Consider the following 14,336-nt stretch of genomic DNA (forward strand, 5'->3'; position numbering starts at 1 on the left):
CCCCTGAACGCGCACCGCTCGGGCACCGTCAAGGGCCTGAGCGCGGAGGTCGGCGCCTCCGTCACCTCCGGCGCCCCGATCTGCGAGATCAAGGACTGAAGGACTGAACGAGGACGAGCGATACGCTCGGTCACGACTGCGCTGCCACGCACAGGAGTCGTGACCGCGCGTACGAGCAGACGGGACGAACCATGGGGCACAGGGCAGGAACGCGCGTACGCAGGAGCGTCGAACCCGTCGTGGACGCGGCGGTGGATAGTTTAGGCGGATGCGATCACGTCGACGCGGTCGCGGTGGACCTGGCCCCGGGAACCAGCGCCCCGGACTTCGCCCGGACGGTGCTGGCCGGGACACCGGAGTGGGTGCACGGCATGCTGACCGTGCGGGACAAGCTGATGTCGCCGTTCGGGCTGCACGTCCAAAAGCGCGTCGCCCCCGAGGAGATCCGGGTCGAACCCGGAGCGCGGCTGGGCCCCTTCCGGGTCCTGACCGTCTCCGACGACGAGGTGCTCGCCGGCGACGACGACAAGCACCTGGACTTCCGCACCTCCTTCGCCGTACGGGAGGGGGCGGCGGGCCTGGAAGGCGTGTGCACCACGGTCGTCCGCTACCACCGACGGGCCGGCCACCTGTACTTCAAGGTGATCCAGCCCTTCCACAACCTCATCATCCCGAGGGTCGTCGCCCGGGCCCGCTCGTAGCGAGGACACAGACCGACCCGTGCGAGCGTCCCCGGGCGTCCGTGACGGAAGCCTCGTTACACCCGATGCCGCCTGACCGCCGCGGGCGAGGCAGCGTTCGACGTCGGCGCGCAGGTGACTGGCCAGGTGTGGCTCGGTTCACGTTGCAAGCATCTGGAGCCCGCCACCCGCTGCTGATACTGACGCGTCATCACCGCACCACGGCCCTCGATGTCGCCGAGACCGTCGAGCGGGTCGAGCTCTCCCAAAGGCACTGGGCGGCGGTCGTGATGCGGCTACCGTGGTGGCGGGATCGCGGATCTGGAGGTGTCCGGTCGTCGCCTGGTCGTTGAGTCATGAGGAGCGCGCCCAGCTCTATCAGTTGCTACTGGACGCCTACACCTCTAAAAATGATCTTGAGAGGCTCTTCTACTTCAAACTGAGCCGGAGTCTTGGCTCCATCGCGGGAGAGGCCGACAACCACGACGATCTGGTGTTCAAGGTCATTCACAACGCGGAACAGCACAACTGGCTGTCGGAGCTGGTGCGGGCCGCCGTCGAACACCGTTCAGACAAAACACAGTTGGCGGAGTGGGCTGAGCTGCACATGCCTGCACGGCCAACAACTGCCAACGGTAACCGGTTTCCGCGGTTGGCCTTCGACCTGCGGGAAGTACGTGAGATCGTCGAGGCGGGCGCGGCTGGCCCCGCCAAACTGGCGTTCCAGTCCGTTGTGATCCACAACGATGCCGTGCACCTGAGTCTCCGAGATCAGGACACGTCGCGCAACTACCTCGTCCGCGTCCACGGACCGGTCCTCTCCACGGAGTCCTCGGCAGGGCGGTTCGCCGAGGAGGTACGCCGGGCGGGACAGGCCGCGGTCCATAGCCGGATCGCCGGCCTCCTGGGCGCCGGGCTGACTGCGGACGGACATCCCTACCTGGTGCAGGACATCGGGCACGCGGACCTCCTCCGGCCGTCTCCCCTCAGGGTGAGCAAGGTGATCGACGTCGGGGCGAAGCTCGCCGACGCACTCACCGTCGCGCACAACCATGGCGCCACCTACGGCCCCATCGATCCCTCGCACATCCTCCTCGCCGCAGACGGCGAGCCATTGCTCACCTTCCCGGCGCTGCCGATGTTCGCGTCCGCGCAGGCACCGCCCGCGACACCGCACAGGGACGTCCGCGGCCTCTGCGAAACCTTGCTGGCCTTGTTGGCCGTCCAGCCCGAGGAGGGCGCGGGGGCCACGGGGAATGCACGGGTGGCTGCGCCCGGTGCGGTGTCTGCCGCACAAATCCAGATGGAGAGGAAACTTCGTGAGATCTGCGCGGAAGCAGCGGAGGGCCGGCTGATCGCCGCGGTGGTACGGGACCGGCTGGAGACGGTGAAGCGTGACTCGGCGGCAGCAAACCACGCGTCGCACGTGCTGGCCCGCGTGCCCGGGAACACGGCCGACCCGGCCGCCGAGAGCGAGGTGGTCTTCGTGGAGGGCGACCTGTTCGAGCAGGAGGCCGATCTCGTCGTCGGTTTCAGTGACACCTTCGACACCGCTACCGACGGCAGCCTGGTGATCAGCCCGTCGAGCCTCCAGGGACAACTCGTCGAGCGGATCTATCAGGGTGACGTGGAGGCCCTGGACGCCGACCTCGAACGGGCTCTCGCCTCGGTGCACGCCGAGAGCCTGGAGAGCCGCTCGGCCAAGCAGCACGGAAAGCTGGTGCGCTATCCGGTGGGCACGGTGGCTGTCCTCGAGCGGGACCGGCGGCGCGTCTTCGCGGTCGCGTTCAGCCGGATGGACAACTCCCTGACGGCTCAGTCGACGGAGGCGAACCTCCTTCTGAGCCTGGCTAATCTCTGGGAGGAGATCCGGCGTCGTGAGACCGATCGGACGGTCGCCATGCCCGTACTCGGAGCCGGTCTGTCAAGGCTTGAGCTGGAGCGTGACACGCTCGTCAAGATGACGTTGACGTCGCTGCGGGAACACGCACGTCGCGCCCCGGTGTGCCGCGAACTCCGTATCGTCATCCACCCGTCGGACACCACGGGCTTCGTCCTGCCGGTGGGGTAGTGACCGTGGCCACGTCTCGGCAGTGACATCGACCAGGTGCACAGGTCTGCCGAGCAGTTCGGCGTAGGCGATCTCCTGGCGCACCCCGTCGGCGGCGGCCGCGTGCGCGCTGGACACGACGACGACCATGTCGCAGCGTTCGATCTGCGGGAAGATTGTGTCCCGCCAAGCCGGCGAGTGCAGTTCGGGACCGCAAATCCAGGTGCGCAGACCCGCGTCCCGCAAACAGCGCACCAGTCGCAGCGTGGCCGAACGGTCGCGACGGCTGTGACTGACGAAGACAAGCCCAGGGCCCACGGCTTGGCCGAGGACCATGTCTCCGCTCATATCCCGTACTACGGTCACGCTCCGATCGTATCGCGTCCCTTGGCCCTCATTCGGTCAATGATTCCCGAGACACTCGGAGGGGCGAGATGGACACAACGGGGGAAGGATCGCGGTATGCCACTGGACGGGCGGGTCGCCGAGCGGTTCAGCGAAGCACTGATGGACTCCTTCCAGCCCGAGCAGTTGCGGCAGTTCCTGTACTACCGCCTGGACAAGCAACTGCACCGGATCTCGATGAAGCCGAGCTACGACGCTGTCGTGTTCGACGTCATTCGGGCTGCTGATTCCGAGGGCTGGCTCGATCGCCTCGTCTCGGCCGCCCGGAAGTCGCGTCCGGGGCACGCCGGTCTCTTCCTCACCGCCCAAAACCTGGGGCTGGCAGTGGAGACTGACGGTTTGGAGAGCATCCTCAACATCCGTGCTCCCGAGATTCATCCGACGCTGTTCCGTGCCGGTCTCGGCGTGATCGAGGGGCGGGTGTGCAGGGTCGAGGTGGTGCGGGCCGGCATGCCCCACCCTTTGGGTACCGGGTTCCTTGTGGGTCCCGACCTCTGCCTGACCAGTTTTCATGTAGTGGAGGGGCTCTTCGACGGGCGGTTGCGGCCAGACGAAGTCCGGCTGCGGTTCGACCACAAGCTTGGCGCTGGGCCCGGCGGCGGCCTCGGTGCGCTGAGCGAGCCACGGCCGGAGAAGGAGGCGGTGTCCGTGCTTGCCGAGCATTGGTGCGTGGCCTCCGCACCATACGGGGACGCCGACCGGGACCCTGCCGGGGAGCGGACGCCGGCTGCCGGAGAGCTGGACTTTGCCCTCCTGCGACTGGCCGACTCGCCGGGCAGCCGCCCCATCGGTGACGACGCGGAACCCTCTTCGCCGGAACGGGGCTGGCTCGATACGCGTGCGCCGGTCACGCTCCAGCAGGGGGACGACATCGTGGTTTTCCAGCATCTGCTCGGTGGCCCCATGCGGCTGAGCTTCGGAAAAGTCATCGAGGTCACCGCGAATGGCACCCGGATCCGGCACACGGCCGACACGGACCGCGGGTCGTCCGGGTCTCCCTGCTTCACCCTGGCGCTGGATCTGGCCGCGATCCATCAGGCGGGCGATCCACGGCAGGATTCCTGGCACGTCCCGGCATACAACCGAGCTGTGCCGATCGCTCCGGTGGTCAGCACTTTTCCACCGGGAACAGCCGCACCACAGTGTTGAGCGAAACGGTCTGTACGTCACCGCTGTCGGCCCGGCGCACGGAGACCCGGCCGACAGCCGAAGAGGACAGCAGCGTCCCGCACATCACGGAACGGTCGGTCAGTTCCACCTTCACCACCGGGCTGGGCGGATTCACCGATGGCAGTAGCCAGGGGACCACGGTCGCCGCGGTCACCGCGATCAGCGCCGTCCCGGCCGCGATCACCGCGCTGCGCAGGCGCGCTGCGGTGGCGGACGGTAACGCGCCCTGCGAGGAGTACCAGCTGATCAAGTCCTGGTCGGACGTGACCACGCGCGTTTGCGGCCAGCCGTAGGCGGCGCGGTAGCCCTGGACGACGGCGAAGCCCCCGAGGACCACCACCACGGTTATCAAGAGGACGACTGCGGTCTGTCCTTCGTCCGTCAGGCCGGCGATCCGGTCGGCCTCCGACCCGACGCCCAGCACACCGAGTAGCCCGAGCAGCGACGCGATACCGGCGGTCCACTTCTCTGCTCCCGCGCGCAGCCTCGTCAGATCGTCCGTCCGTGCCGTCCGCCAGGCTTCGGCCGCTTCGGCAAGGTAGGGATCGTCCGCGGGACGCAGTACGACATCGCCGGCCGCGTCGGTCACCGACGCCACGGTCCACGTCCGGCCGCACCCGCGCGGCGGTTCGCCGGGCTGCCCTGGGTGCTCCCGGCCGCACGCGCAGGTCAGGGCGACAGTGCGGGCGGACGGTCCGGCCGTGGGGACTCCTCCGCCCTCGAACGCGCTCCCGGTGAGCTGTATCACCGCCTCGACAGTGTGGTGGCAGGCCGGACAGGGCCCGTCCAGTCGCAGGGTCGATCCCACCCGTCGGCCGTGCCACGCCGCCAACTGCGTGGCCGACACCGGGATCCATTGAGCCGAGTGGATCATTCCGCTCACGCTTCCGCCTCTTCCCTACGCTGTCCGGCCCCGTACGGCCGAAGTGGTACGCAGCAGCGCTGAGTGCACCCATGCCCGGACGTCCGCACAGTCATCCCACCCGGCGACGGGCCGTCCTACGTCGATGCACCGCACGCAGGCTGTAAGGACAGCAGACGACGGTCCGCGCGGGGCCCGCAGGCGAAGCTCCCGCGCGACGCGCACTTGATGGCGTGAGTGGTCCTTGCCCCCCACGGCCGCAGCTTTCTGCCACCGTGGAGGTCACTCAGTGCCGGATCGACCGCTGGCGGGCCCTGCCGCACCGTCCGAGCCCTGCCACGCGATCGACACTTCACGTCGGCGCCATCGCGGAGGTGTCGAATCTCTGTGCGGATCCGGATGTATCTGGATAAGATCGTCCGGTGCGTGACGGGAGCCTGACCAGTTCCCCAGTCAGGCGCGTCACTTGGCGACCGGGGGAACACTGTCGCTCACGGGGATGAGTTGTGCCGTCATGCCGTCTACCGGCTCGGCGCAATTATTGATGCGGTTGGTCCAGCGTGCTCCTGAGCGCCCCTCAGAAGCAGCCCGCCGCTCTCCGGTGTTCGGCGTTCCTCTGGCTCGTACCCCCCAGCGAACGCAGAGAGAGACCCCTTCTTGCACCCCAGACCATGGTTCCGCCTACCCCCGGCACGAAGATCGCGGAAGCGCACCTCCGCCGTCACCTCAGCGGCTGCGTTGGCCGTTCTGGCCGCTCTCGCGGTGCAGCCCGGTTCGACCAGACCGAGCAACGAGCCGGTAGCCGACTCCTATCCCTGGTACGACGACACCACTGCCGAGCAACTGCGCCAGGATCAGTGCCTGATGGCCGACGTACTGCGTCTCGGCGGTCCGTCGATGGCCGTGACCGCGCAGGACGGCCTCAACCAGACACCGGACAGGCTGCACGTCCTGGCCGACCGCAAGAACTGGGAACGGACACCGCTCGCCGTCGCGTACAAGAACGACCGCGATGCGGCGGGCAAGGAGCTGGATGCCCTTTCCGCTCAGCGCGACGGGTGGAAGAAGCCTCTGGACGGTCTTGCGACTCCGGGCGGATTCACCGACACCGACTTCCACCAGCCGCCTGACGGCGACAAGAGCTTCTATTCCCAGACCGGTCTGTCCGCCTGGGTCGCCGACCGGTTCTGGAAGACCGACTCCGACTTCTACGACGACGCCACCCCGAAGGCCGTCGACGACACTCTCAAGGCCGTCGACCAAGTGGGAAACCCCCTCTACGGGAAGGACCCCGATCCCGCCGGGACGACGCAGGCGGAATGGAATCGCGCGCTCGCCGAGCGCAGCGCCTTCCAATGGATGCACGGGGGTCCCGCGGCGAACGCCGGCGCGGACGACGCCCGTCTCTTCCTGTCCTCCGGCGGCTTCCCGCACAGCGCGCCCCAGCCGGGCACGCCGGAGTACCGCATCGCCGTCGAGGACGTGAAGTCCCGCTTCGCCACATGTGGTTGGCGGGATCCCATCGACCCGGACGGTGTGCTGGCCGACATCACCTCCACGGCGGCCGGTGAGTGGCAGCAGGAGATCACGTCGCAGGCCGCTCAGCGCAATCAGATCCTGGGCGCGAACAAGGACGCGGTCAGCGCCCTGTCCAAGGGCGCGAAGGCTTTGAGCGACATGCTGGGCCAGTCCTGGAGCGCTGACCATCTGACCCGGTGGCAGGACTACTGGATGCCGGGCGGTCTGGGCTGGGTGGGCGACAGTCCCGCCGTCATCGAGGTGCACGCCGCGAAGGACAAGTGCCTCGACGTCCAGGGCGGCAAGAAGGACAACGGCACGCCGGTCCAGGTCTACACGTGCAACGGCTCGGCAGCGCAGAAGTGGGTGCTCCTGGGCAGCGAGGACAAACTGCACCTGCAGAACGTCAATTCGCTCAAGTGCCTGGACGTGGCAGGGAACGACACGGCGAACGGGACGAAGATCCAGATCTCGTCGTGCAAGGAGTCCCCGTCCCAGACCTGGGCGTCCGAACTGCGCGGCGCCACCAGTCTGAAGAGTGTCGGCACGGGTAAGTGCCTGGACCTGCACACCTTCGACAACGGCAACGACGCCAAGCTCTACACCTGCAACGACAGCGCCGCGCAGCAGTTCGACATCAAGCCGTCCGGCCACAACGGCACTGGGCAGCTGGACTACCCGGACAAGGCGCAGTTCGACAAGGCGAAGACCGGTGTCGCCGCCGCGCAGGCCGGGGCCAAGAAGCAGCTCGCTGTCCTGAAGACCCAGCTGGCCGCCGTGCAGAAGGCTTCGGCCACCTCCGACACAGCCGTCCAGGCCGCCTACGACATCGCCGACGCCAATGGGGCGCCGCGTGGCCGTGGTCTGCTCGTCGGGCAGCAGAAGGACCAGGTCACCAAGGGTGCCGCCGCCGCTCTCGCAGCGCTGGTGAAGGCGGGTGAGACGGCCGAGTCGGCCACCCGTGCCTCCGCCGGTGACAGTGCGACTCTCGCGCAACGGGCGCTGGCCCAGGCCGCCCAGTCGAAGGCGGAGTTCCGCAAGAAGGCCGCCGAGACGGCCGAGCTTCAGGCGAAGGCCGCTGCCGACGCCGCGAAGGTGCACCGGGACAACGCCAAGAAGGACAAGGAGACCGCACAGGCCAAGCTCGCCGACGCGCTGAAGGCAGAAGGTGACGCCAAGGCGGCGGCCGCCGACGCGCACGCCAAGCGGCTCAAGGCGGAGGCCGAGGAGAAGACGGCCAAGGCGGAGAAGGAGACGGCTGCCGTCAAGCGGTCCGAGGCCGCCAAGCACCGTAAGAACGCCGAGTCCGAGGCGACGAAGGCGAAGGACGCCAAGGACAAGGCAGAGACCGCGGAGAAGACGGCCGGGGACCGGCGCGACGACGCGGTCAAGGCGAAGGACCACGCCAAGTCTCTGCGCGACGACGCCTGGGACGCCGAGCAGAAGGCCGACGCCGCCCGCGCCAAGGCGGACGCCAAAGACGCCTACGCCGACTCCCTGGATTCCGGTGACGCGGCAACCGCGGCCCGGGCTGCCGCGAATGACGCCGACAAGGCTGCCGACGACGCCGAAACGGCAGCGACCAAGGCCCGCTCCGAGGCCGACGCCGCCACCAAGGCGGCAGCCGACGCGGACGCCGCGGCCACCCGCGCCGAGGCCGCAGCCAAACGAGCCCGCTCCGACGCCGACGCCGCCCAGGCCGACAAGCTGAAGGCCGACGCCGCCGTCAAGACCGCCACCAGCGCGGTCGCCGACGCCATCAAGGCATCCAAGGACGCCTCTGCCGAGGCCAAGGACGCGGTCAAACTCGCCGACGAGGTGAAACAGCACGCCAAGGACGCCAAGACGCAGGCCGACGACGCCAACGCGGAAGCCACCAAAGCAGTCGCAGCCGCGGCGAAGGCCGCCGGCTACTCCTACGTCACGGCCCAGGCCGCAGTCGACGCCGGCGCAGCCGCCGAACGGGTCGCCGACCCGGCCAACGACGCCATCCAGCTCGGCTCCGCCTATGTCGACACCGACTCCGCCGCCGGTCTCGTCGTCCTGACCGGGCAGGGCTCGAAGACGATCGCCGAACAGCAGCAGGCGGTCGCCGAGGCCCACGCCACGAACGCCGCCGCTGCGGCCAAGGCCGCCAAGAACCTCGCCGAACAGGCCAAGGGCGACTCCAAGGAGGCCTACCAGCACGCGGCCAACGCGGCCGGATACGCGGCGGACGCCCGCACGTACTCGAAGGACGCCCTCGGCTACGCCGCAGGTGCAGCCAAGGCCGCCGCCTCCGCCGCGGCCTCACTGGCCCGCACCATCGACTACGACACGCAGGCCACCGCCGACGCCGGCGCCGCCGACAAGGCGGCCGACAACGCCGAGGGCTACGCCAAGGACGCCCGCGACAGCGCCGACGCCGCCGAACTCGACGCCTCCGCTGCCCGAGCGGCTGCCACCCAGGCCGAACAGGACGCCAAGGACGCCCGAGCCGCCGCCACCCGCGCCGACACCGCTGCGACCGAAGCCGAACAGGCGGCCAAGGACGCCGACAAATACGCCGAGGAAGCCCAGGAAGCGGCGGACAGGGCCGAGAAGGCGGAGAAGGCGAAGCAGATCAACGCCGGAACCGTCCCCGACGAGAACGGTCACTCGATCGGCAACGTCTTCCACGTCATCGACCACATCGAGAAGATCGGCGATCCGGAGGTCGTCAGCAAGACCGGAGGCTGCGACCACTGGTGGGACCACCTCGCCTACAAGGGCAACTGCACGATCACCTCGAAGATCAAGTACAAGGCTGTCGTCGACCTGTACCTGTGCAGTGCCGAGGGCATCGACCCGCAGAAGCTCATGTGCCCGACCGAGGCCACCACGTATCTCGGCGAGATCACAACCGACGAACAGTCCCAGGAGGTCACGCACACCATCACGATCGCCGAGTGGCAGGACGGCGTCGATCCGATCGACATCCTCTTCGGCAGCTGGATCAAGTGCGCCCAGAAGTTCACCTCCGGTTTCCAGAGCGGCAGCTGGACCGGATGCGCCTGGGCGTCCCTGGACGTCGCGAGTCTGTTCGCCGGCAAGCTCATCCAACCCATCGCGGATGCCGTCAAGGCAGCCGACGCCGCCGCAAGGACCGGCATCGGATTCGCCGACGCGTGGAAAGCCCTGCGCGCTCTCCCCTTGACCGACGAAGCCATCGCCAGTATCGGCGCCAAGGTCCTCCAGGAACTGGGCGAGGCGTGCGGCAAGCCCCGCGTCGCCGCTCTCGCACGCACCGCCGGAGGCGAGTTTTGCTGGGTCGAGCTCGGTGGGCCCGGCAGATGGTTTACGGAGAAGGAGTCGATGCAATCAGCCGACGCTGCCTATCAGCGTGCCGTGACAGACGGGGTGCCCGAAGGCTTCGTGTACAAGGTTCCCGCCTCCACACCGAGTGGCTTCGTCAAGTTCGACGGATACAAGAACGGAACACTCATCGATGCCAAGAACTTGCACTATCCCGACAATTTCGTCAACCCGAGCACAGGTAAGCTCAAGTTTCCCACCGCGGAGACCGCAACGATGAAGAAACAGGTCGCGGCAGCCAATGGGGTGCCCGTCGTGTGGTATATGAACAATGAGAGAACTGCCACTGCTTTGCGACTCTGGGCGATCGATAACGACGTCAAGGGAATCGAGTTCGTGTTCAGGCCCGTCCCGATCACGGGCTGAATGATGGGTGTCTCTCTTCCTGCAGGGAGGGGGACACCCGTCGTCTTTCTAGCGGCAAGAGGAGTAAAATGAGTTACAGCCTGGGGATTTATAAGTTCGTGGACGGTGAACTTGTTCCGCCTGACATGAATGCGGTGGAGGCGGTCCTTGCTCCATATGGTGCCGTGCCCGGGAAAGCGACGGCCGACGGTATGGAATTCTGGATCCGCGCGGCTGACGGCGGCGAAGCCGAGCTGTGTGTCTCCGGCAACATGGTCGGGGTCGAGCGCCCTGCCCTGGGGGAGATCCGCGGCGTCATCGCTGAACTTGCCGACAGGATCGGTGCGGGCGTTCTCACTCCCCGTGGCACGTTCCTCTTTCGTGAGGACAGCCGAAGTCACCTGCCCGAGGGGATGGAGAGCGATTCCGTCTTCGTTTCCGAGATCACTCGCGAAGCCCTTGAAGAGGTCGAGGCTCGGACGGCTGACTGAGGTCTCCTGAGCGGCCGTGTCCGGAAGAGCCCGCACAAGACACCTGGCATTGATCGGCGCGATATCGACATCACCAGCATCGCCTCGGCATACGGCATTTCCGCCACCCGCATCGACACACTCGCCGCACTGATAGCGGCAGTGACAGCCGCGCTCGCCATGGACGAGCCGCACCTGATCGAGGTACCCCAGCAGCCACTGACCGCCGAGCTGCTGCAGTCCCGCCCACGACCTGCCCCGATCCCATGATCACCGGCTTAGCGTTAACCGCTGTACCGCTGTACCGCTGTACCGCTGTACCGCTGTACCGCTGTACCGCTGTACCGCTGTACCGCTGTACCGCTGTACCGCTGTGCCCCAAGGCCGGGTTCGTTGGCGACGGTGCCGGCGGCACGTTCTTCTTCTGCGGTGAAGGTGGCGAGGAACGTCCGATCCTCTATGCCGACTCCGAAGGAGGTGCGGCTCTGGTTGCCATCGGCCTGGCCGAGCTTCTGCTGGTCGTCCCGTGGTGGCGAGACTGCCAGGCGTTCACGGACGAGGAGAGCCGCGAGCTGGAGGCTGAGTAGCTGGAGGACATGCCGGACCTCGCGGCCAGGAGGGACCGTGCTGCCGCAGCCCTTGGCCTCGGTCTTCCGGGTCAGGACGAGGTCCGGGCTCGCTTGAGAGAGGTGGCCACCCGGCTGGGGGGGGAAGACTTCGTTTTGATCTTCATGCCGGAGGGACACCCCTACGAGCGCTTTTCACAGTCTGAGGCTCAGGCTGCGGCGAGCCGCTGGAGTGGCTGAGCCTCGAAGGTTCGCTGATCGCGTATGAGGGCCCATAGGACATCAAGGCGTCGCCGAGCGAGGGTGAGGATCGCCTGCTTGTGGCTCTTGCCCTCGGCCCGTTTGCGGTCGTAGAAGGGCTTCGAGGTTAGACAAAAGCGGACTGCGATCTGGGCGGATAGGTAGAAGACGCGCAGGAGTCGGCGGTGGTATCGGTGTGGTCGGTGCATGTTGCCGCTGATCCGGCTTGAGTCCTGTGGGACAGGCGCCAAACCAGCGACTCCGGCGAGTCGACCCGCGGTCCCGAAAGCATCCATGTCTCCGCCGGTGCAAGCGATGAACTCCGCCCCCAGCAACGGGCCCACGCCATCGGCATTTGAGGTGATCACATCATACCTATGGCGGAAGATCGCGAGAATTGAGCATCATCTGAGCAAGATCTGATCTGCTGTCAGTGGGTAAGCTTCAGGCAGACCTCGATGATGGTGAAGGAGTTAGAGTTCCACCTCCCGGCAACCAAGTTGGCGAGACTCTCGAGCTTCAAGAAGAAGTTTATGTAGAAGTATGAGGTATGTGCAGCCCGACGGCGCAACCCGATAACCCTGCGGCGTCGTTCGCCAGATCGAGCGCTCAGCCTGAGGCGCCCTCCAGCGGAAGGTGGTCTCGGAAGTACTGCGAATCCAGCCACTCCTCCTTTACGAAGGGCGGACGTGTCAGGCGAGCTTCCCCGACCTTCTGCGAGCGCAGAAGAACCCCGAGACCAGTCAGGGAAAGCGAGTCGTCGGGCGTATAGAGCACCCAGTTCCCATGCTCCGCAGCGCGATCCAGCAGGAACTGCTGGCCCTGCTCCGGATCGCTTCCCGCCAGCGGGAAGCCAGACAGGAAGACCTGCGGACCGGCGACCGCATCCACCGCAACGCAGGCGAGCTTGTCCGCCTCGTGGAACGCTTTCACCCCATCCGGGAAGTCCTCCTGGGCATACGGACCGCCAACCCGTTCCTGCGGTCCAGGGACCAAAAGTGCCTGGGCGACCTCGGCTGGAGACATCCCGAACTGCAACGGACCCACACCGGCTCCCGACCGCCGCTCCCAGCACTCCCGCTCCGCATCCACGCCCATCCACCCACTCCTAGGTCCGACCGGTCCAGATCTGCTTCCGTTGCTCAGACCACATACACAGGGCAGGGGCCAAGATGCCAACTCAGCTGCACAAACGCCAACGGGAGTACTGCGCTCGGCCGGAGTCATTCTGAAACGATCGGTGAGACGGGCACGGACGTGTAGGGCCACCAGGCTGTGGTCGAAGACGGTGAGAGGTTGGCTCCGAGGCCTTGGGCTGGAGCTGCCACCGGGCTAGTGATCATGGCCCCGCAAGGTGTCGACGGCGATACGGTCAGGCTCGGCCCCTGGTTCGCCAAGGCCCGCACCAAGCACCGCGACAGTCGGCTCCCCAAGGTTCACGCCCGCCTGGTTGCCGCGTTGTTCGACGGCGGCTGGACGACCGAGGGTGCCAGCCCGGCCGCGGCGGCGTATGCGCATGCCCACCCCGACTGAACCCGACGCGACGCCGCTGCTCACGCCTTGTTTGAGGAGACTCACCGGCAGGGCGGTCAGCGCTCAGTACGCTCGCTGTTGGGCAGGCTGTTGTCGCCGCGGCGTGAGACGGTCAGTAGGGAGTGAGGCAGGCTTCGAGGGCGGCGCGCTGTTGTGGCGGCAGATGGTCGCCGAGGGGGACTTTGCGGGGGCTGTGGTCGCCCTCGCACAGCCAGCTCTGTTCGTCATCGTCCAACCACCAGTCCTCGGCGCCCCACACGGGATGCCCCCGGAGCAGCTGTCGGGCCAACACCTCGCTCGCCTCGGGCGCACCTTGGGCGAGCGGAGCCTCGACCACCGCCGTCACGGCTTCCTCCTCAACTGCCGCGTTGCCGGGAACCGGCAGCAGAAGAAGGAGACGGGCGTGGGAGTCGGTGACGCCTGCCGCACCCGGTGGTGCCTCCAGCAGCGCGGCGATCTCGGGCCAGCACAGCCCGGGGCCGTTGAGGTCCTGATCGTCGCTGGCCAGTAGTCCCTGGTCGTGAACTCCTCGCCGCTGTTGAAGTGCACGACGATCGCAGATCCGCCGGCCAGCGGCACCTGAACACGGGCCATGCCGACGGGTCGTGAAGTGTGTCCAGCATGGCGTCCGCGTCGCTCGTGTCCGATCCGAAGGCGTCCGGCGTGAACCCCTCAGCCAGGTCCGCCAAATACGCGGGCCGAAGGGCCGGCTCGTCCAGGAGCGGGTGTCCGTCCACGACGGGCGAGGCGGAGTACCAGTGCCGTGCCATCACCATGACGGGATTCTCTCCCCGTAGGTGGTCTCATTCCGTTCCCATGCTGCGATAGCGGCTTGAGTCATACGCTTGCGCACTTCTGCACTAGCCCCCCGAGTGATCCTTTCTTCCAAGTCGGGCCCCACGGGCCAGCCATGGGGACGGTAGCGGGAAGCCAACCCCACTCCCGATCGGGGTGGAGCCGCTGTTGCTGCGCCATCCCCGCCGACGCCGAGATGTGGCCGGCGGGTTGCCCTGGCGGCCGGCTCCCATGTTCACTGGGCCGGCCTGACAGAGCGGTGCGTGCCCCCGTATCAGCGGACGTCGACGTAGTCGGTGACCTTGGTGCTGGCGAGGTAGTGGTCTCCGGTCTGGCGGCTGTAGGCGACGGCCCAGGTGCCGTCCTGTT

General features: G+C 67.3%; 11 protein-coding genes and 2 pseudogenes. 8 read left to right on the plus strand and 5 right to left on the minus strand.

Annotated features, from left to right (window positions below):
* The first annotated feature begins 191 nt into the window (after positions 1-191).
* Positions 192-701 (plus strand): DUF2867 domain-containing protein, encoded by a 510-nt coding sequence (locus IO36_RS43485; protein WP_078943651.1) that lies wholly within the window; start codon positions 192-194, stop codon positions 699-701.
* 280 nt (positions 702-981) lie between these two features.
* Positions 982-2,751 (plus strand): macro domain-containing protein, encoded by a 1,770-nt coding sequence (locus IO36_RS48655; RefSeq protein WP_051901196.1) that lies wholly within the window; start codon positions 982-984, stop codon positions 2,749-2,751.
* Between the two features lie 42 nt (positions 2,752-2,793).
* On the opposite strand, the pseudogene IO36_RS49465 reads toward IO36_RS48655, so the two are convergent.
* A pseudogene (locus IO36_RS49465) lies at positions 2,794-3,078 on the minus strand (TIR domain-containing protein); the annotation flags it as partial.
* Positions 3,079-3,192: 114 nt separating this feature from the next.
* Between IO36_RS49465 and IO36_RS35475 the strand changes: the two are divergent.
* Complete coding sequence (locus tag IO36_RS35475) at positions 3,193-4,284, plus strand: effector-associated domain EAD1-containing protein (RefSeq protein ID WP_037626336.1); 1,092 nt, start codon at positions 3,193-3,195, stop codon at positions 4,282-4,284.
* Here the strand turns inward: IO36_RS35475 and IO36_RS35480 are convergent.
* Positions 4,244-4,894: a hypothetical protein gene (locus IO36_RS35480; RefSeq protein WP_158997691.1), complete on the minus strand. Its 651-nt coding sequence runs from the start codon at positions 4,892-4,894 to the stop codon at positions 4,244-4,246. The genes IO36_RS35475 and IO36_RS35480 overlap by 41 nt on opposite strands.
* Before the next feature lie 1,137 nt (positions 4,895-6,031).
* Here IO36_RS35480 and IO36_RS35485 point away from each other — a divergent pair.
* The 4 genes from IO36_RS35485 (at position 6,032) to IO36_RS48665 (ending at position 11,420) form a co-directional block, all read left to right on the plus strand.
* A complete protein-coding gene (locus IO36_RS35485) occupies positions 6,032-10,384 on the plus strand; it encodes an RICIN domain-containing protein (protein ID WP_107065880.1) in 4,353 nt (1,450 codons plus the stop codon).
* Positions 10,385-10,452: 68 nt separating this feature from the next.
* On the plus strand, positions 10,453-10,854 hold the full coding sequence (locus IO36_RS35490) for a hypothetical protein (protein ID WP_037626341.1): 402 nt from the start codon (positions 10,453-10,455) through the stop codon (positions 10,852-10,854).
* Between the two features lie 48 nt (positions 10,855-10,902).
* A complete protein-coding gene (locus IO36_RS48660; RefSeq protein WP_280923769.1) occupies positions 10,903-11,103 on the plus strand; it encodes a thiamine pyrophosphate-dependent enzyme in 201 nt (66 codons plus the stop codon).
* Positions 11,100-11,420, plus strand: coding sequence for a hypothetical protein (locus tag IO36_RS48665; protein WP_245173597.1), 321 nt, complete (start codon positions 11,100-11,102; stop codon positions 11,418-11,420). Before IO36_RS48660 ends, IO36_RS48665 begins: the two co-directional genes overlap by 4 nt.
* Before the next feature lie 188 nt (positions 11,421-11,608).
* On the opposite strand, the pseudogene IO36_RS45305 reads toward IO36_RS48665, so the two are convergent.
* A pseudogene (locus tag IO36_RS45305) lies at positions 11,609-11,986 on the minus strand (transposase); the annotation flags it as partial.
* A 262-nt stretch (positions 11,987-12,248) separates the two neighbouring features.
* Complete coding sequence (locus tag IO36_RS35500) at positions 12,249-12,737, minus strand: hypothetical protein (protein ID WP_209441316.1); 489 nt, start codon at positions 12,735-12,737, stop codon at positions 12,249-12,251.
* A gap of 237 nt (positions 12,738-12,974) precedes the next feature.
* Here IO36_RS35500 and IO36_RS35505 point away from each other — a divergent pair, with 237 nt between their 5' ends.
* Positions 12,975-13,172: a hypothetical protein gene (locus IO36_RS35505; protein WP_037626343.1), complete on the plus strand. Its 198-nt coding sequence runs from the start codon at positions 12,975-12,977 to the stop codon at positions 13,170-13,172.
* Between the two features lie 112 nt (positions 13,173-13,284).
* On the opposite strand, the gene IO36_RS47190 is transcribed toward IO36_RS35505, so the two are convergent.
* The gene (locus IO36_RS47190) at positions 13,285-13,518 is read right to left on the minus strand and encodes a hypothetical protein (protein WP_158997693.1); all 234 of its coding nucleotides are present in this window, start codon (positions 13,516-13,518) and stop codon (positions 13,285-13,287) included.
* Between the last annotated feature and the right edge of the window lie 818 nt (positions 13,519-14,336).

The organism is Streptomyces aureus, from assembly GCF_000725495.1.
In the GTDB taxonomy this organism is placed as follows: Bacteria; Actinomycetota; Actinomycetes; order Streptomycetales; family Streptomycetaceae; genus Streptomyces; species Streptomyces aureus_B.

Bases quoted from the DNA above. Each gene is read 5' to 3' on its own strand.
- IO36_RS43485 (WP_078943651.1), top strand. From the start codon at position 192: ATGGGGCACAGGGCAGGAACGCGCGTACGCAGGAGCGTCGAACCCGTC.
- IO36_RS35475 (WP_037626336.1), top strand. From the start codon at position 3,193: ATGCCACTGGACGGGCGGGTCGCCGAGCGGTTCAGCGAAGCACTGATG.
- IO36_RS35485 (WP_107065880.1), top strand. From the start codon at position 6,032: ATGGCCGACGTACTGCGTCTCGGCGGTCCGTCGATGGCCGTGACCGCG.
- IO36_RS35490 (WP_037626341.1), top strand. From the start codon at position 10,453: ATGAGTTACAGCCTGGGGATTTATAAGTTCGTGGACGGTGAACTTGTT.
- IO36_RS48665 (WP_245173597.1), top strand. From the start codon at position 11,100: ATGATCACCGGCTTAGCGTTAACCGCTGTACCGCTGTACCGCTGTACC.
- IO36_RS35500 (WP_209441316.1), bottom strand. From the start codon at position 12,737: ATGGGCGTGGATGCGGAGCGGGAGTGCTGGGAGCGGCGGTCGGGAGCC.